Raw genomic sequence first — 15,931 nt, 5'->3', positions numbered from 1 at the left:
CAGGCAATCAACCCCCGCGGCCGAAGGCCGCCCCCGCGCCTGCGCGGGGATTGATCCCCCCTGGTACAACGAAAGGGGGTGTGTCTCTCCTCCCTGAAAAACACACCAAAAGAGGAGGAAACCTGCTGCGCTAAGGGCTGACTACGGGGGCTAGGGGGGCTCGCCTGTGGAGAAGTCACGCCGCGCGGTGGGTAACTGCGGGCCTCTGCGAAACCTGCTTCCCCACCCGCCGGTTGGGCGATGCTTGCGGGCGCGTCTTCTGCTGAACAACAACACCAGGCGTCTTGGGTAGCTTTGTTCCCGGCTTGTAGCCAGCACAAATCCCTGAAAGAAAATGCAACATGATGTTGCATGTTGGTGGGGGTGTTCTACACTGATGGTATGCAACATGATGTTGCACCGATAAGGAGGAAAGCATGGATGACTTGAACCTGACAGCCGAAGAGCTGAGGGATTTCCGCCGCGTGCTGGGCTGGTCACAGCAGAAACTGGCCGATGAACTGGCCGTGGCCAGGAACACCGTTGTTCGTATGGAGAATGGGCAGATGGCCGTTGAGCGCCGCACTGCGCTGGCAGTCCGCTATCTGGCGTGGCACTACAACAAGATCGAGAAGGTCACGAACAGGGAAACGGTTCAGCAGCATCGGGAGCCGGTGCCGCAAACCCCGCTCGAACGAGCCTGGGCTGTGCATGCTCCCGAACTCTCGCGCAAGCAAGGTTTTGAGAAGTTGCGTGAAAATCTGTTTGAACTGGCGAAGATTGATGTTTCCCTCGCAGACTCAGTTGCCAACTATGATTTTTGGCTGCGGGTCATACTGCATTTGGAACAACATCATTCAGGTGGTCAAATTCCGATGGAGTGGTGTCATTACAGCATGTTGCGCGACTACGTGCTGAATGAACAAGACGCCTTTTGGCTGAAACACCATGCTTAGCAACATGGTGTTGCCTTCAGGGGCGCCAGCCCCTACAAGCCGCCCACTGCTGGTTATTGAGACACTATGCGGTAGGCGGCGGAACACGCCCATCTAGACCAGAGGCGGGGCCCCCCTCCTCCTGCTAAACCGGCTTTTGAGGTTGTCAGCGTTCAGAGGTAGACAAACGCCTTAGCGCTCCAGGTTGTTACCTGTAAAACCGGTATTTCTTCCTTGGCGACTGCCACCGCTTATAGTGCTCTGCGCCCATAATATCGATCAACTCCAGCCGTTGCCGTGTCATTTGTGAGCCTGCGGGGGTGATTAGGTGATAGCCTGACATACGCCACCCCTCCCAGTATCGCTCGAAAATAGACGGTAGTTCCCTGCCTGTGGCCATTCTCATTACCCTTTTGCATACGTCGGGTATCTTCTTCCCCTCATCCCATAATGTGACCTCTGTCACAGATACAAAACAAAGTTTCGCCGTTTCTTCCTTGTTTAAACCGCACTCAAACCATCGAAAAATGAAATTTTTAGTCAGATTACGTTCCATGTCATTCAAACCGTCATAACTGGCATATTCCAGCGGCGCTTAGTTTGAGTCCACATTTAACGTAATCTGTGCAGGGGCGCGGTTTTCTATAACAACCCATCCAGGGCGTGATCGGAGAACTTGTGGGCATCGTCGAAATATTCCTGCAAGGTGCGCATGTCCTTGTGTCGGGTCACCTCGATGATCTTGTTCATCGGTTTGCCCGCCGTCACCGCCGAGGTGATGAACCCCCGCCGCAAACTGTGGCCACTGACGTGGAGATCGTCGATGGCCTGACCGGTTCGCCGCTTGATCATCAGGTTGATACCTTGCGGCCCCAGGGGGTCTGCCATCAGCTGTCCCCAGCGATTCATCCGGCGAAACAGGGGGCCCTCAGCAATCCGGCTTCTTTTCAGCCATTGTTGCAGTGCAGACACTGGGCAATACCGGGTGCCCGGAATGAGTGCTATCTCCGATTCATGGAGCTGATGTTTGCTTGGTTTGAGACGAAGGCGTATCCCCTGCCCCACAAACTGCACGTCATCCACCTCGATCCTGGCCGCTTCCGATCGGCGCAAGGCGCCACTGAACATCAGCAGCAACAGGGTGTAATCCCGAAGTCCCGCCAGGTTGCTGGTATCTATCTCGTCCAGCACGCAGGCCAATGGTTTCAGGGTCAGCGCCCCCGTTTTGCGTTTGCGGTTATCACCGAGCCGTACTATGCCCCGCATCATCTCCTTTATCTCCGCATGCTCGGTCGGCATGGGGTGGATCCCCTTCTGCTTGAAGGCATAGCGAATGCCGGCAAGCCGTCTTACCAGGGTGGCCGGTTTGCGAGGTTCCCCGTTGCGAAGCTCCCCCTTCCCTTCTTCTTTGCCCAGCCAGACCCAGTTGGCCAGGATGCCGTCGGCCTGATCCGCCAGAAAATTCATGATGTCGTGGTGTGTCGTCTGCAAGGGATCCAGCCCGTGGAGCTGGCACCAGGAGACAAAGATACGGGTATCTGCCTGATAGGCATTGAGGGTGGAGTCGGCTTTGGCGCTGCGCAGGAAGCGTCTTGCCCGGCTGTTCAGCTGAGGATCGAAGACGCTTTGCAAGGATTGCTGAACTGGGTTTTGAAGGCGTGGGTAGTTCACTTAACTCTATGATTTAAAGCGGAGTTTCGGTGGATCTTACAGGATCATTCAGATCTATCAAGTATCGATAATGAATATTATCGATACTTATGAAGAGTGCTTTTAACCCATTTCAGCCCCTCATTTATTCCTCAAGCATTCTGTCATCCCTGCTCTGTTTTATCAGGTGCTGGCGATTTGATCTCGTCAGCATCCACTATACAAAGCGAGAGATAACAACCTGGCATGATTGTTTTTGGATGGGTAATGATAGTGCTGATTGTCATAGTAAAACGCCCCGCTATGCGGGGCGTTGTCTGTTATCGCTTTGCCAACTTGAACAATTCGAAGAAATTGTGGCTGGTGGCCTCCGCCAATTCAGCGAGCGGAATCTGGCGAAGATCCGCGATAAATTGGGCAACGTCGCGAACAAAGGCCGGCTCGTTCTCCCTCCCCCGGTGCGGAACCGGTGCCAGATAGGGAGAGTCGGTTTCAACCAGCAGTCGCTCCAGGGGCAACGCCTTGACCACGGCCTGTAGGGCTGAGGCGTTCTTGAAGGTGGCTATCCCCGAGATGGAAATATAGAACCCCATGGCCATCGCGGCCTCGGCCATTTCGAGGGACTCGGTGAAGCAGTGCAGCACTCCGCCCACCTGTTCGGCCCCCTCCTCTCGCATGATCCGCAGCGTGTCTTCCTGGGCATCCCGGGTGTGGATGATGAGCGGTTTGTTCAGTGCCCGGGCTACCCGGATATGTTCGCGGAAAGAGGCTTGCTGTACATCCTTGTTTTCCGGTGAATAGAAGTAGTCGAGCCCGGTTTCGCCGATGGCCACCACTCTCTCATCGGCCGCCTGAGTCAGCAGCAAGGCAGCATCCACCCCGGGATCCTGATTGAGCGGGTGAACACCGCAGGAGGCAAACACCTGGGGATAGGGAGCGATTGCCTCCATCATGGTCGGGAACTGGGCCTGGGTCACACTCACGCAGAGAAAATATCCCACGCTCTGCTGCGCCGCCTTGGCCAGTACATCGGCCATGTCGGTCTGCTTGGAGCCATAACTCAAGCGATCGAGATGGCAATGGGAATCAACGAGTAACATAGACAACCTTGTTTATAACCAGCGATTGAGCCAGTTCATCAAATGGATGGTGGGATTGGAAAGCTGCCCTGGCTGACAAGCCTCTTTCAGCACAACCAGCTGCTGTTCAGCTTCCAGGAGCCGTTCGCTGGAGTGTCTCTCAGCCAGTTGCTGGCTGAGTGATGCAAGATCCGGCATCGCCAGTTGATGATGACCGCAGCCAGCCTGAAGCTTGAGGGCATCGCACAGGAAGAGCTGCAACCAGTGCAGCCGGACCTGATTATCCTCGGCCAACTGGGCGCAGACATTCGCCGCACGGGTGGGGGCCGATGCCAGCGAGACAAATCCGTCGAGCAATGCCCGTCTGGCATCATCTTGCTGTGCTTCGATGTAGCTCAGCACCCGCAGCGGCGCACCCTGGCAGATCCGCACCTGGGCCTGGGTGGCCTGATGGCCCTGCTCGGCGAGCCAGGCAAGGGTCTCCCCCTCAGAGGGGAGCTGGCAGACATGTTTGTGACAACGGCTCAAGATGGTGGGGAGCAGGCGAGATACCCGGGATGCGATAAGCAGCAACAGACTGTCGCCAGCCGGCTCTTCCAGTGTCTTCAGCAAAGCATTGGCGGCAGACTCTGTCATGCGCTCCGCCTCCTGAATGATCACCACCTTGCCGCGACCGAGCTGGGACGTGCTCTGGAGGCGGCTGCAAATCTCCCGGATGGCTTCGACACCGATGGTCTTGCCCTCGGGCCCCAGGGTGCCAAGATCCGGGTGATGCCCCTTCTCAAACAGTTGGCAGGAGTGGCACTGACCGCAGGGCTCACCTCGTTGTGGATGCTGACACAGGTGCAGTCGCGCCAGTCGTTCTGCAAGCTGCTCCTTGCCAAGCCCGGGATCCCCGAGCAGCAACCAGGCGTGGCCGAGCCGTCCGGCCCGGGCCGTCTCGCTCAAGGCATGCCAATCCGGGATCAGCCAGGGATACATAGCCCCTCGCTTGCCAGATAATGCTCAAGGGCTGCCTCGATGGCGGCTTTGACTTGCGCCGGGGGCAACCCGGCATCGATGACCTGGATGGAATCATCGGCGGCCGCCAACTCGAGGTAACGCTGGCGGGTACGTTCAAAGAAGCCGATCTGCTCCAGCTCAATCCTGTCCAGCTCGCCGCGATGGCGGGCCCGCTGCAGGCCGATGGCAGGATCAATGTCGAGATAGAGCGTCAGATCCGGCTTGAAATCCCCGAGGACCGCCCGTTTGATGGCGCCGATGAGGTTCGCATCGATGCCGCGGCCCCCCCCCTGATAGGCCTGAGAGGAAAGATCGTGGCGATCGCCCACTACCCAGATGCCGTCTGCCAGGGCCGGCTTGATCCGGGTCTCCACCAGTTGTACCCGGGAGGCGTACATCAACAGCAGCTCGGCCTCGACGGTCAGGCGCTCGTCGTGTACTTCCTTGACGATGGCCCGCATGCGTTCCGCCAGCGGCGTGCCGCCCGGCTCCCGGGTGCACTCGATCCGCGCCACTCCGTGGGCTTGCAGATAGTCGGTGACATAGCGCACCGCAGAGCTCTTCCCTGCCCCTTCCAATCCTTCAATCACGATAAATTTAGACATTAGGGTTTCTTCAATATGTATTCACGCACCGCCCGATTGTGTTCATCGAGGGTCTTGGAGAAGTAGTGGGCACCGCCCCCCTTGGCAACGAAGTAGAGATAGTCGGTCGATTTGGGGTTGAGCGCCGCCTCGATGGAGGCCTTGCCCGGCATGGCGATGGGCGTCGGAGGCAGACCGTCGATCACATAGGTGTTGTAGGGGTTCACGTCGGTCAGATCGCTGCGGCGAATGTTGCCATCGTACCTGTCCTTCACCCCGTAGATGACGGTAGGGTCGGTCTGCAACTTCATGCCAAGGCGTAGACGATTGACGAACACAGAGGCAATCTGGGCTCGTTCATCCGGTTGGCCCGTCTCTTTTTCGATGATGGAGGCCATGATGAGCGCCTCATAGGGTGTCTTGTAGGGCAGATTGGCCTGACGCTTCTCCCAGGAAGCCTCCAGGAACGTTTTCATGTCCTGATAGGCGCGGCGCAGGATGGAAAGATCGCTGGCATGAGTGGTATAGGCGTAGGTTTCCGGCAGGAACCACCCCTCCAGCTTGCCATTTTCGATGCCGAGTTCCTGAGCCAGCTCGGTTTCGCTCTGCTCCAGAGTCAGGCGCTCCAGATAGGGGGCGCTGGAAAGTTGCTTCAGCCAATCCTCAAAACGGGATCCCTCGACAAAGGTCAGGCTGAAGTGAAACTCCTTGCCGGAAGCAAAGAGAGAGAGAGTCTCCTTGAGCGGCGCCCCTTCCTTGATTTCATAGGTGCCGGACTTGATGGCCACCAGTTCGGGATGACCGCGCAACCAGAGGCGCACCGCCCAGGGGCTGGTTTCCCCCTCCCCCAGTTCGGCAATCAGGCGCGCCGCATGGGCGCCTTTTTCGACGGTAAAGAGGCGGGTTGGCCCCTTGTTGGTGAGCGTCTCCACCTGTTGCCACTTGTGATACACGTACCCTCCGGCAACGGCGACAGAGAGTGCCGCCCCCGCGAGCAGGGTGTAAAGCCGATTAAACTTCAATGACCAAGCGCTCCTGTAAACGGCGGATCAATACCGGGCTGGGATAGTGCATATCCCCGATGCGGGTGACCGGGACTATGCCCATCAGGGTATTGGTCAGCCAGACCTCTTCCGCCTGCCAGAGTGACTCCAATGGAGCCTCTACGACACGCAGTTCAATGCCCATCTGTTTAAGCATCGTCATCACGCGCTTGCGCATGATGCCATCGATCCCGGCGCGGGTGAGATCCGGTGTGAACACCGTCCTGCCGCGACGCCAAAACAGATTGGCGCTGACCCCTTCTACCAGAAATCCCCGGCTGTTCAAGACTATACCTTCGACCCCGCCGCGCGCAGCAAGTTCGCGCTTCAGCATCACTTGTTCGAGGCGCCCCAGCGTCTTGAGACCAGCGAGCATGGGACTGTCCCCAAGCTGCTGCTGGCATACCAGGGCATTGATGCCGGTTTGCTGCCAATCATGATAATGCTCAGGATAAGGTGCCAAAGAGACGATGCGAGTGGGCGTGTCACAGCCTGCGCCGTCATATCCCCGCCCACCTGCGCCCCGGGTCAGCATTATCTTGACGACAGCCTGTGCCTGTCCAGAAGCCAACTGCGCCGCCTCGTCGGCAAGCAGGTCCCAGGAGTGCTCGCCAAAACCAAGCCGGGCGTTGGCATGTTGCAGCCGGGCCAGATGGTCCTGCCACCAGAGTACCTTCCCTTCCCTCACCAGCATGGTGGTGAAATGACCATCACCGTATGCCAGTCCACGATCCCTGGCTGACAGTGTTTCTGTGGGTATTCCATTAATCAGCAAGGGGATCCCTCCGATAAAAAAGGCCCGATACTGCCGTATCGGGCCTTATCATTCGCCCAGAGCGAATTATACGCGTTTGAAGATCAGGGAGCCATTGGTGCCGCCAAAACCGAAGGAATTGGAGAGGGCATATTCGAAGCTGCCGGCCTTGGCAACGTGCGGCACCAGATCCAGGTCGCACTCATCATCCGGGTTGTCCAGGTTGATGGTGGGAGGCACCATCTGGTCACGCAGAGAGAGCACGGTGATGATCGCCTCGATGGCGCCAGCCGCACCCAACAGGTGGCCTGTCATGGACTTGGTGGAGCTGACCATCAGGGCGCTGGCATGTTCACCAAACACCTTCTTCATGCCGCGCAGTTCTGCCACATCCCCAAGGGGGGTGGAGGTACCGTGGGCATTGATGTAACCGATCTGCTCGGGTGCGATGCCAGCATCCTTGATGGCGTTCTTCATGGCGCGTGCGCCACCATCGCCGTCCGAGGGAGGGGCCGTCATATGATAGGCATCCCCGCTCATGCCAAAGCCGACCAGCTCGGCATAGATCTTGGCGCCACGGGCCTTGGCATGTTCATACTCTTCCAGCACCAGTACGCCGGCACCGTCGCCCAGCACGAAACCGTCGCGATCCTTGTCCCAGGGGCGGCTCGCCTTCTGCGGTTCGTCATTGCGGGTGGAGAGCGCCTTGGCAGCGGCAAAGCCACCCATGCCCATGGGGGTGGAGGCTTTCTCGGCACCACCGGCGACCATCACGTCCGCATCGCCATAGGCGATCATCCGGCCAGCCATGCCGATGGCATGGGTACCCGTGGTACAGGCGGTAGTCACGGCGATGTTCGGGCCCTGCATGCCTTTCATGATGGAAAGATGACCGGACACCATATTGATGATGGTGGACGGAACGAAGAAAGGGCTCAGCTTGCGGGGGCCGCCATTGATGAGGCTGCTGTGGTTCTGCTCAATCAGACCCAGACCACCGATACCAGAGCCGATGGCAACGCCTACCCGCTCCGCGTTCTCTTCGTTGATGATCAGGCCGGAATCTTCCAGGGCCTGAACACCCGCCGCCACGCCATACTGGATGAAGAGATCCATCTTGCGGGCTTCTTTGCGGTTGATGCCGAACTCTTCGGGGTCGAAATCCTTGACCAGGCCTGCGAAACGGGTTGCGAACTCGCTTGCATCAAAGTGGTCGATGAGGGAAATGCCGCTCTGCCCGTTGAGCAGGGCTTGCCAGCTGGATTCGGCAGTGTTGCCTACCGGGGAAAGCATCCCCAAGCCGGTCACCACGACTCTGCGTTTTGACACTGAGGTAGTCTCCGAGAGGTGTTTTGAAAGGGGTAAACATAAAAGAAGCGGCCCTTGGGCCGCTTCTTTCAGAACAGGAACTTATTCCTGATTAGCGGTGATGTAGTCGATAGCCGCTTGAACAGTGGTGATCTTCTCGGCTTCTTCATCAGGAATTTCGGTATCGAATTCTTCTTCCAGCGCCATTACCAGTTCAACGGTATCCAAAGAGTCAGCGCCCAGGTCGTCGACGAAGGAGGCAGCGTTCTTCACGTCTTCTTCTTTAACACCCAGTTGTTCGATGATGATTTTCTTTACGCGTTCTTCGATGTTGCTCATGACCTGAATTTTCCTTTAAAAATACGCTATTGCGTCTGGTTGGGGTAGTGTATTCAATTGACGTGAGTTTGCAAGTGACTTGCCGCTGGTCAAACCACGAAATTCGCCAAACTTCGGCGTATTATCGCAAATTTGAACAGAACTCACGACAAATTGATTACACCATGTACATCCCGCCATTAACATGCAGGGTTTCGCCGGTAATATAGGCGGCATCATCCGATGCCAAGAATACCACAGCGGCAGCAATTTCTTTCGGATCGCCCAAACGGGCGGCAGGAACCTGATTCATGATGCCGGCGCGCTGCTCTTCATTGAGCGCCTTGGTCATGTCGGTCTCGATGAAACCGGGAGCAACCGCATTCACCGTGATGCCACGGGATGCCACTTCACGGGCCAGCGACTTGGTAAAGCCAACCAGACCAGCCTTGGCAGCAGCATAGTTGACCTGACCGGCGTTGCCCATGGTGCCGACCACGGAACCGATGCTGATGATGCGACCGTTACGCTTCTTCATCATGGCACGCAATACCGGCTTGCTCAGACGGTACAGGGAGGTGAGATTGGTGTCGATGATCTCGTTCCACTCGTCATCCTTCATCCGCATCAGCAGGTTGTCGCGGGTGATGCCGGCGTTGTTGATCAGGATGTCGATGTCGCCAAAACGCGCCTTGATGGCTGCGAAGACGGTTTCGATGGATTCCTGACTGGTCACGTTCAGTGCCATGCCGCAGCCTTGCTCACCCAGGTAAGCACTGATCGCTTCGGCACCGCTCTCGCTGGTCGCGGTACCCACGACTTTGGCGCCACGAGCAGCAAACGTCTCCGCAATCGCACGACCAATGCCACGGCTGGCGCCAGTGACCAACACAACCTTATCGGTAAAACTCATGACTTGCTCCTGTTTACTTGATCTGGGCCAGCGCCTGCTCGAACGAGGCGACGTCGTTGGCGTGAATACCTTCCACTCGCGCATCGATACGCTTGGCCAGGCCGGTCAATACCTTGCCCGGGCCCATCTCGATTTCGAGGGTAACACCGTCGTTTGCCATGCGCTCTACCGTTTCAGTCCAGCGAACCGGGCTGAACAGCTGACGCACCAGGGCTTGCTTGATGGCGGCCGGATCCTGCTCACAAGAGACGTCGACATTATTGATGACGGCGATGGCAGGAACCTTGATCTCGATCCCATCCAGGGCGGCGGCCAGCTTTTCTGCGGCCGGTTTCATCAGGGCGCAGTGGGAGGGCACGGAGACCGGCAGCGGCAGGGCACGTTTGGCGCCTGACTCTTTCATCAGCACGTTGGCACGCTCGACCGCCTCTTTGTGGCCGGCGATGACCACCTGGCCCGGAGAGTTGAAGTTGACCGGAGAGACCACCTGCCCCTGGGCCGCTTTCTCACAGTTGGCAGCGATGCTTTCGTTGTCCAGACCGATGATGGCAGCCATGGCGCCAGTGCCTTCCGGTACGGCTTCCTGCATGGCCAAACCACGCAGCTCGACCAGTTTGACGGCATCGGCAAACGCCAGCGCGCCGCTGCACACCAGGGCGGAGTATTCCCCCAGGCTGTGGCCGGCCATCACGGCAGGGGTTGCCCCGCCTTGTTGTTGCCACAGGCGCCACAGCGCGACGGAGGCGGTCAACAGCGCTGGCTGGGTACGCCAGGTCTTGTTGAGATCCTCGGCCGGGCCTGCCATCACCAGGGCAAACAGGTCATAACCCAGCACCTGGCTCGCCTCGGCGAAGGTCTCTTTAATCACGGCGTGTTGCTCGGCCAGCTCGGCCAGCATGCCGACGCTCTGGGAGCCTTGTCCCGGGAAGGCAATGGCAAATCGGGTCATCATTGATTCCTTTAAGGTAAGACGAATTCGGTAAGCGGGCGCCCGAGGACCGGGCACCGCTCGGTATCAGAGGCGAACCAGCGCAGAGCCCCAGGCAAAACCGCCGCCGAAGGCTTCCAGCAGGACCAGCTGGCCGGGTTTGATGCGACCATCGCGCACCCCTTCATCGAAGGCGATGGGCACGGAGGCCGCGGAGGTATTGCCATGACGATCCAGGGTCAGGATCACCTTGTCGAGCCCCATGCCGAGTTTCTTGGCGGTGGCATTGATGATGCGGAAGTTGGCTTGATGGGGCACCAGCCAGTCCAGCTCGCTCGGCTCGACGTTGGCCGCAGCCAGGGTTTCGGTCACGATCTCGCTAAGGCGTGTCACCGCCACCTTGAAGACATCGTTGCCCTTCATGTACATGTAGGCTTCGAGCTCGGCACCCGGCATGCCGCGACGGGGCTGCGGCAGTTTGAGCAGCTCGCCATAACGGCCATCGGCATGCAGATGGGTGGAGAGGATGCCAGGAGTGTCGCTGGCACCGATGACCACGGCCCCTGCCCCATCCCCGAACAGGATGATGGTGCCGCGATCCTCGGGATCGCACATACGTGACAGCACGTCCGCACCGACAACCAGCACGTGGCGAGCAGCGCCGGATTTGACGAACTGATCGGCGATGGCGAGAGCATATGTAAAGCCGGCACAGGCGGCGGCTACGTCAAACGCCGGGATACCCGGTACGTCAAGCAGCCCCTGCAGTTCACAGGCAGCAGCTGGGAAGGCATTCTCTGCGCTGGTGGTGGCCAGCACTATCATGTCCAGATCGGCGGCAGTCAGACCTGCCGCATCAAGCGCACGCAAGGCCGCCTGATGAGAAAGGGTCGCGACGGTTTCGTCGGCTCCGGCGATACGGCGTTCACGGATCCCGGTGCGTTCCACGATCCATTCGTCACTGGTTTCAACCATCTGTTCAAGATCGGCGTTGGTACGAACCGAACTCGGCAGATAACTGCCAGTACCCAGAATTTTGCTATGCATAGAGTTTTATAAATCCCTGTCGAAAAAGACAGATTCAAGGCGATCTGCAATTTGCAATGGAAGTTGATGTCTGGCTTCTTGTGCGGCCAGCAGAATCGCATGACACAGAGCGCGGCGCTCGGCCCGCCCATGGCTTTTTACCACAATGCCGCGCAATCCTAACAGACTCGCGCCATTATACTGGTCGGGGTTCAGGTAAGAGAAACGCCGTTTGAACATAAATCCGGCGAGTCGACCAAGAAAACTGCGTTTTTTGCGCGGATATCCGGCCAGTTCGGCCATCATCCGCACCACCCCCTCTGCGGTCTTGAGCGCCACGTTGCCCACGAAACCGTCGCAGACGATCACGTCGCACTCGCCGCTGAAGATCCTGTCCCCCTCAATGAAACCGACAAAATTCAGGGCGGAGCATTGGCGCAGCAACTCGGCGCTGTGGCGCACCAGGTCGTTGCCCTTGATCTCCTCCTCCCCTACGTTGAGCAGTGCCACTCTGGGTGAAGGTATCCCCTCCACCTTCTCTGCGACTACGGCGCCCATCACGGCAAATTGCAGCAGGGTGTCGGCATCGCAGCTCACGTTCGCACCCAGATCCAGCATCACGGTCCGCTTTCCACTCAATGTGGGCAGCGCCTTGATGAGGGCTGGCCGGTCAACACCGGGCAAGGATTTGAGCACGCACTTGGCCATGGCCATCAAGGCACCGGTGTTGCCTGCACTGACACAGGCATCGGCAGCGCCGCTCTTGACCAGATCCAGGGTCACGCGCATGGAGGAGTCTTTCAGGGTACGCAGCGCCACGATAGGCTTTTCGCCCATGCCCACGACCTGGGAGGCATGCACGAGACGAACGCGAGGGTGGTTGAGCAAGCCATGTTGCTGCAGAAGAGGGGCGGTCTGGTATTGATCACCGACCAGAACAAGTTTTAGCTGGGGTAGAAGAGACAGTGCCTGCACGGCGGCAGGCACTGTTTCCGAGGGGCCGATATCTCCCCCCATTATGTCTAGCGCGACAGTTTGCGTAGACAAAGGCAATCCTTAAGCGATTACCTTTTTACCGCGGTAGAAACCATCGGCAGTCACGTGGTGACGACGATGAATTTCGCCACTGGTCTGATCAACAGTCAGGGCAGCGGTGGTCAGCGCATCGTGGGAACGACGCATGCCACGCTTGGCGCGGGTTTTACGGTTCTGTTGTACGGCCATGGTAGGCTAACTCCTAAAATTCACTTACGTTTGAGCGCTTCAAGAACTGCAAAGGGATTCGGCCGCTCATCAGCAGGTTCGATTTCACCCCAGGTCATCTCCATGTTTCCTCTGGGACACACATCCACCGGATGCATGGCTACTTGAGGCAACGAGAGGATGAGTTCATCCTCCAGGATTTGATGAAGATCTATCTCGCCGTTTTCGTCCAACTCAATGGGCTCATAAGCTTCCGGCAGTTCTTCCTCGTTTGTTCTTTCGAACAGCGGAGTGTAAATAAAACTAGCTTCACAAAGGTGTTCAAACGTCTCACCACAACGCTGGCAAACCAGGTCGACCTTGGCATGGGCAGTGCCTTTCATAACGGTCAACTTCTGGACATCTTTGCCAAAGTGCAGTGTGACATCCACATCACTTCGCAAGCCTTCGGTTGATTCCTCCAGCCTGGGCATCTGCGACTTTTCCACTATCCCGACATAATCGAGTAGCTTCAAGGCATTACGGACTGGATCAACCTTAACGGGCAACTTCACCTTTTGCATAGGGCGCGAATATTATAGGTCCAACAAGGGATAGTCAAAGGAAAAAGTCCTTACCGCCGATGATTTTACCTTCACAGGCCCCTGCAAGAGGAACTTGTGCTCATCGGTGGCCGATTATGCCATATCGTGCAGGATCTGGCACAGGATCCTGTTCCCCTCCCCTGTCTGTCCACCGGATGTGCTCCTTGGTGTCTCATCAGGTGGCAGAACAGCGCGGGTCGCTCCCCAGCAGGCCTGGTGTCGCAGCCACTCTGGGCTCGGCTTCCATCAGTCGGCGTATGGCTTTGAAACTGCCCACGGCAGCCTTGATGGCAATGGGATTGACCAGCCAGCCCGGCAAGTTGTTGCCCGGGTTGGTATAGGTTTCGAGCCGAACGAGTGTGCTGCCATCCCGTTGGGGTAGCGCCTCCCACCGTCCGGCGCTTTCCTGGATCCGGAACAGCCCTGCATGCAATGGCAGGGCATTCGGCTCTGCCAACACCTCGAGAATCAGGCCGCAATCGATGCGTCGACTCAGATGGGAGCGGGTGATGAGCTCCCTGTCTTGCACCGGCCAGGGAGACGCCAGGCGGGTATAGACCAGATCATCGTCGGGACCCGATCTGGCCAGCACCCTAACTTCACGGCTCTGGGGCAACCACTCTTTATGGCGCGCCGTGTTGCGCAGCACCGTGATCAGCGCGCCAGGATCGGCATTCACGCGCATCTCCAGACGTAAGGCCTGAAAAGAGGTCGGAGAATGTGGCTGGGTCCAAAGCATCACCCCCTCATCCCCTTGGCGAAGTTGCCATGTCCCTGCCCAGCTGGCGAAGGAGATCAGTGCCATGACCAAGGCCGCATATCGTGTCATCACGCTCAATTCCGATCTCTTGTGTTTGTGCTGTGGTTCCATCAGCATGCATGCTTCCCGCTAATTAGGCGAGTCCCGCTGTAGACATCTCCTGTTTGCGTGGCCCCATCTGCACAGATAGAATCAACCAATTGATTTATAAATGGATATCATCAAAACATGCAGCCTTCCTTGATCCTCGCGTCCACCTCGTCCTACCGCAAGACCTTGCTGGAAAAACTCGGTCAGCCGTTTCACTGTACCGCGCCTCAAGTCGATGAGACGGCGCAACACGGGGAAACCGCGGAAGCCCTGGTCAGCAGATTGGCGTTTGCCAAGGCGAGTGCGGTTGCTGCTGATCGTGATCAAGGATTGATCATCGGTTCAGATCAGGTGTGCGTCTGTGACGGGCAGATCCTCGGCAAGCCAGGCACGGTGGAGAAGGCGGTCGAGCAGTTGCTGCAGGCCCAAGGCAAGCGCGTCATCTTTTACACCGGGCTGTGCGTGATCAATGCTGCAAATGGCCATGCCGAGCAGCTCGTCGAGCCTTTCACCGTGCATTTTCGTTCGCTCGATGAAGCCGCCATCCGTCGCTATGTGGAGGCCGAACGTCCTCTGGATTGTGCCGGCAGCTTTAAGTGCGAGGGAATGGGCATCGTCTTGTTCAAGGCGCTGGAGGGGCGCGATCCCAACGCCCTTGTCGGTCTTCCCCTGATAGGCTTGGTTGATCTCCTGGGTCGCCACGGCCTGGCTCTCCCATAACAAGAACTCTGCCATGAAAAACGGGAGCCTTGGCTCCCGTTTTTCATGGCTGTCAGCGTGGCAGCTTGGCGAGGAACGCCTCAAGCTCCGGTGACAATGGCGCTTCCACCTGCATCTCCCGCTCATCTACCGGATGAGTAAAGGTGAGCTTCCAGGCGTGCAGGAACAGACGCTTTAGCCCCTGCCCCCGCATTTTTTCATCAAACCCGGCCTCACCATATTTGTCATCGCAGGCGATGGGATGGCCGGCGTGCTGGGTGTGGACACGGATCTGGTGGGTACGGCCAGTGATGGGGCTGCACTCGACCAGAGTGGCTTCGGCAAATTGACGGGCAATCCGGAACCGGGTCTCGGAGGGTTTGCCATCGCTGCTGACCCGCACCACCCGCTCGCCGGATTGCAGATCATTTTTGCGAAGTGGCGCATTGACCACCTTGACGTGGGGTTGCCACTGGCCGCGCACCAGCGCCAGATACTGCTTGCGCATGGTCTTGACCCGCAGCTGCTCGTGCAGGCTGCGCAGGGCACTGCGCTTCTTGGCAACCAGCAGCACGCCGGAGGTGTCGCGATCCAGCCGGTGCACCAGTTCGAGGAAACGGGCTTCGGGGCGCAGGGCACGCAGCCCTTCTATAACGCCAAAGCTGAGGCCGCTGCCGCCGTGCACTGCCATGCCGGACGGCTTGTTGAGCACTATCATGGCATCGTCTTCAAACAGGATCTGGCTCTCCAGACGCTGGATGCTGCCGAGGTTGGCAGAAGGCAACTCATTCTTCTCGGCCACACGCACGGGGGGCACCCGCACCTCGTCACCGGCACAAAGCTTGTATTCCGGTTTGATGCGCTTCTTGTTGACCCGCACCTCCCCTTTTCGAAGGATGCGATAAATCAGGCTCTTGGGGACGCCCTTTAACTGAGTCTTGAGAAAATTGTCGATGCGCTGCCCGTCATGCTCAGCTTCGATGGTGAGCAGCTGCACTTGTTGATGTATCTGTGTCATGGCGCGGATTTTAACACCGCCGACAGCCCTTGGCTCCATGCTTTGTTAAAAAATGGCG

19 protein-coding genes are annotated in these 15,931 nt (G+C 58.0%); 2 read left to right on the top strand and 17 right to left on the bottom strand.

Going from position 1 to position 15,931, the window contains the following annotated elements:
• The first annotated feature begins 416 nt into the window (after positions 1-416).
• Positions 417-935, top strand: coding sequence for a helix-turn-helix transcriptional regulator (locus I6L32_RS17470; RefSeq protein WP_216944249.1), 519 nt, complete (start codon positions 417-419; stop codon positions 933-935).
• Positions 936-1,122: 187 nt separating this feature from the next.
• Here I6L32_RS17470 and I6L32_RS23175 read toward each other — a convergent pair whose 3' ends face one another.
• The 16 genes from I6L32_RS23175 to I6L32_RS17390 all read right to left on the bottom strand — a co-directional run bounded on the left by I6L32_RS23175 (position 1,123) and on the right by I6L32_RS17390 (position 13,991).
• Positions 1,123-1,257 carry a hypothetical protein gene (locus tag I6L32_RS23175; protein ID WP_235671640.1) on the bottom strand — a complete coding sequence of 45 codons (135 nt, stop codon included), beginning with the start codon at positions 1,255-1,257 and terminating at the stop codon, positions 1,123-1,125.
• Positions 1,258-1,556: 299 nt separating this feature from the next.
• Complete coding sequence (locus I6L32_RS17460; RefSeq protein WP_254203847.1) at positions 1,557-2,585, bottom strand: site-specific integrase; 1,029 nt, start codon at positions 2,583-2,585, stop codon at positions 1,557-1,559.
• Between the two features lie 299 nt (positions 2,586-2,884).
• On the bottom strand, positions 2,885-3,664 hold the full coding sequence (locus tag I6L32_RS17455; protein ID WP_042863871.1) for a TatD family hydrolase: 780 nt from the start codon (positions 3,662-3,664) through the stop codon (positions 2,885-2,887).
• Positions 3,665-3,676: 12 nt separating this feature from the next.
• The gene (holB, locus tag I6L32_RS17450; protein WP_042017644.1) at positions 3,677-4,624 is read right to left on the bottom strand and encodes a DNA polymerase III subunit delta'; all 948 of its coding nucleotides are present in this window, start codon (positions 4,622-4,624) and stop codon (positions 3,677-3,679) included.
• The gene (gene tmk, locus I6L32_RS17445) at positions 4,609-5,250 is read right to left on the bottom strand and encodes a dTMP kinase (protein ID WP_042017643.1); all 642 of its coding nucleotides are present in this window, start codon (positions 5,248-5,250) and stop codon (positions 4,609-4,611) included. The genes holB and tmk overlap by 16 nt, the downstream gene beginning before the upstream one ends.
• Positions 5,250-6,251, bottom strand: coding sequence for an endolytic transglycosylase MltG (gene mltG / locus I6L32_RS17440; RefSeq protein ID WP_042017642.1), 1,002 nt, complete (start codon positions 6,249-6,251; stop codon positions 5,250-5,252). The genes tmk and mltG overlap by 1 nt, the downstream gene beginning before the upstream one ends.
• Positions 6,241-7,047 (bottom strand): aminodeoxychorismate lyase, encoded by an 807-nt coding sequence (gene pabC / locus I6L32_RS17435; RefSeq protein ID WP_214004788.1) that lies wholly within the window; start codon positions 7,045-7,047, stop codon positions 6,241-6,243. The genes mltG and pabC overlap by 11 nt, the downstream gene beginning before the upstream one ends.
• Positions 7,048-7,113: 66 nt before the next feature.
• Entirely contained in the window at positions 7,114-8,355 is a 1,242-nt protein-coding gene (gene fabF / locus I6L32_RS17430) for a beta-ketoacyl-ACP synthase II (RefSeq protein WP_039041168.1), read from the bottom strand.
• An 81-nt stretch (positions 8,356-8,436) separates the two neighbouring features.
• A complete protein-coding gene (gene acpP, locus I6L32_RS17425; RefSeq protein ID WP_005300909.1) occupies positions 8,437-8,673 on the bottom strand; it encodes an acyl carrier protein in 237 nt (78 codons plus the stop codon).
• Positions 8,674-8,830: 157 nt separating this feature from the next.
• Positions 8,831-9,565 (bottom strand): 3-oxoacyl-ACP reductase FabG, encoded by a 735-nt coding sequence (gene fabG / locus I6L32_RS17420; RefSeq protein WP_039041169.1) that lies wholly within the window; start codon positions 9,563-9,565, stop codon positions 8,831-8,833.
• Between the two features lie 13 nt (positions 9,566-9,578).
• Complete coding sequence (fabD, locus tag I6L32_RS17415) at positions 9,579-10,514, bottom strand: ACP S-malonyltransferase (RefSeq protein WP_042863866.1); 936 nt, start codon at positions 10,512-10,514, stop codon at positions 9,579-9,581.
• 66 nt (positions 10,515-10,580) lie between these two features.
• The gene (locus I6L32_RS17410; RefSeq protein WP_010674740.1) at positions 10,581-11,540 is read right to left on the bottom strand and encodes a beta-ketoacyl-ACP synthase III; all 960 of its coding nucleotides are present in this window, start codon (positions 11,538-11,540) and stop codon (positions 10,581-10,583) included.
• A 6-nt stretch (positions 11,541-11,546) separates the two neighbouring features.
• Positions 11,547-12,566 (bottom strand): phosphate acyltransferase PlsX, encoded by a 1,020-nt coding sequence (plsX, locus tag I6L32_RS17405; RefSeq protein WP_216945207.1) that lies wholly within the window; start codon positions 12,564-12,566, stop codon positions 11,547-11,549.
• A gap of 9 nt (positions 12,567-12,575) precedes the next feature.
• A complete protein-coding gene (gene rpmF, locus I6L32_RS17400; protein ID WP_005300935.1) occupies positions 12,576-12,743 on the bottom strand; it encodes a 50S ribosomal protein L32 in 168 nt (55 codons plus the stop codon).
• 20 nt (positions 12,744-12,763) lie between these two features.
• Entirely contained in the window at positions 12,764-13,285 is a 522-nt protein-coding gene (yceD, locus tag I6L32_RS17395) for a 23S rRNA accumulation protein YceD (RefSeq protein ID WP_029314532.1), read from the bottom strand.
• A gap of 196 nt (positions 13,286-13,481) precedes the next feature.
• Positions 13,482-13,991 carry a hypothetical protein gene (locus tag I6L32_RS17390; RefSeq protein ID WP_254203846.1) on the bottom strand — a complete coding sequence of 170 codons (510 nt, stop codon included), beginning with the start codon at positions 13,989-13,991 and terminating at the stop codon, positions 13,482-13,484.
• 303 nt (positions 13,992-14,294) lie between these two features.
• On the opposite strand from I6L32_RS17390, the gene I6L32_RS17385 reads away from it, so the two are divergent.
• Positions 14,295-14,876: a nucleoside triphosphate pyrophosphatase gene (locus I6L32_RS17385; RefSeq protein ID WP_216944246.1), complete on the top strand. Its 582-nt coding sequence runs from the start codon at positions 14,295-14,297 to the stop codon at positions 14,874-14,876.
• Positions 14,877-14,928: 52 nt separating this feature from the next.
• On the opposite strand, the gene rluC is transcribed toward I6L32_RS17385, so the two are convergent.
• Complete coding sequence (gene rluC, locus I6L32_RS17380; protein WP_201889990.1) at positions 14,929-15,873, bottom strand: 23S rRNA pseudouridine(955/2504/2580) synthase RluC; 945 nt, start codon at positions 15,871-15,873, stop codon at positions 14,929-14,931.
• Positions 15,874-15,931 lie beyond the last annotated feature (58 nt).

This window comes from Aeromonas sp. FDAARGOS 1402, from assembly GCF_019046925.1.
GTDB classification, from domain to species: domain Bacteria; phylum Pseudomonadota; class Gammaproteobacteria; order Enterobacterales; family Aeromonadaceae; genus Aeromonas; species Aeromonas caviae.
Note: the sequence above shows the minus strand (reverse complement) of the source record. Positions and strands in the feature narration are given on the sequence as shown.

Bases quoted from the DNA above. Each gene is read 5' to 3' on its own strand.
- rluC (WP_201889990.1), bottom strand. From the start codon at position 15,873: ATGACACAGATACATCAACAAGTGCAGCTGCTCACCATCGAAGCTGAG.
- I6L32_RS23175 (WP_235671640.1), bottom strand. From the start codon at position 1,257: ATGTCAGGCTATCACCTAATCACCCCCGCAGGCTCACAAATGACACGG.
- fabG (WP_039041169.1), bottom strand. From the start codon at position 9,565: ATGAGTTTTACCGATAAGGTTGTGTTGGTCACTGGCGCCAGCCGTGGC.
- fabD (WP_042863866.1), bottom strand. From the start codon at position 10,514: ATGACCCGATTTGCCATTGCCTTCCCGGGACAAGGCTCCCAGAGCGTC.
- rpmF (WP_005300935.1), bottom strand. From the start codon at position 12,743: ATGGCCGTACAACAGAACCGTAAAACCCGCGCCAAGCGTGGCATGCGT.
- I6L32_RS17470 (WP_216944249.1), top strand. From the start codon at position 417: ATGGATGACTTGAACCTGACAGCCGAAGAGCTGAGGGATTTCCGCCGC.
- I6L32_RS17455 (WP_042863871.1), bottom strand. From the start codon at position 3,664: ATGTTACTCGTTGATTCCCATTGCCATCTCGATCGCTTGAGTTATGGC.
- acpP (WP_005300909.1), bottom strand. From the start codon at position 8,673: ATGAGCAACATCGAAGAACGCGTAAAGAAAATCATCATCGAACAACTG.
- I6L32_RS17390 (WP_254203846.1), bottom strand. From the start codon at position 13,991: ATGCGCGTGAATGCCGATCCTGGCGCGCTGATCACGGTGCTGCGCAAC.
- tmk (WP_042017643.1), bottom strand. From the start codon at position 5,250: ATGTCTAAATTTATCGTGATTGAAGGATTGGAAGGGGCAGGGAAGAGC.
- yceD (WP_029314532.1), bottom strand. From the start codon at position 13,285: ATGCAAAAGGTGAAGTTGCCCGTTAAGGTTGATCCAGTCCGTAATGCC.
- I6L32_RS17410 (WP_010674740.1), bottom strand. From the start codon at position 11,540: ATGCATAGCAAAATTCTGGGTACTGGCAGTTATCTGCCGAGTTCGGTT.
- I6L32_RS17385 (WP_216944246.1), top strand. From the start codon at position 14,295: ATGCAGCCTTCCTTGATCCTCGCGTCCACCTCGTCCTACCGCAAGACC.
- holB (WP_042017644.1), bottom strand. From the start codon at position 4,624: ATGTATCCCTGGCTGATCCCGGATTGGCATGCCTTGAGCGAGACGGCC.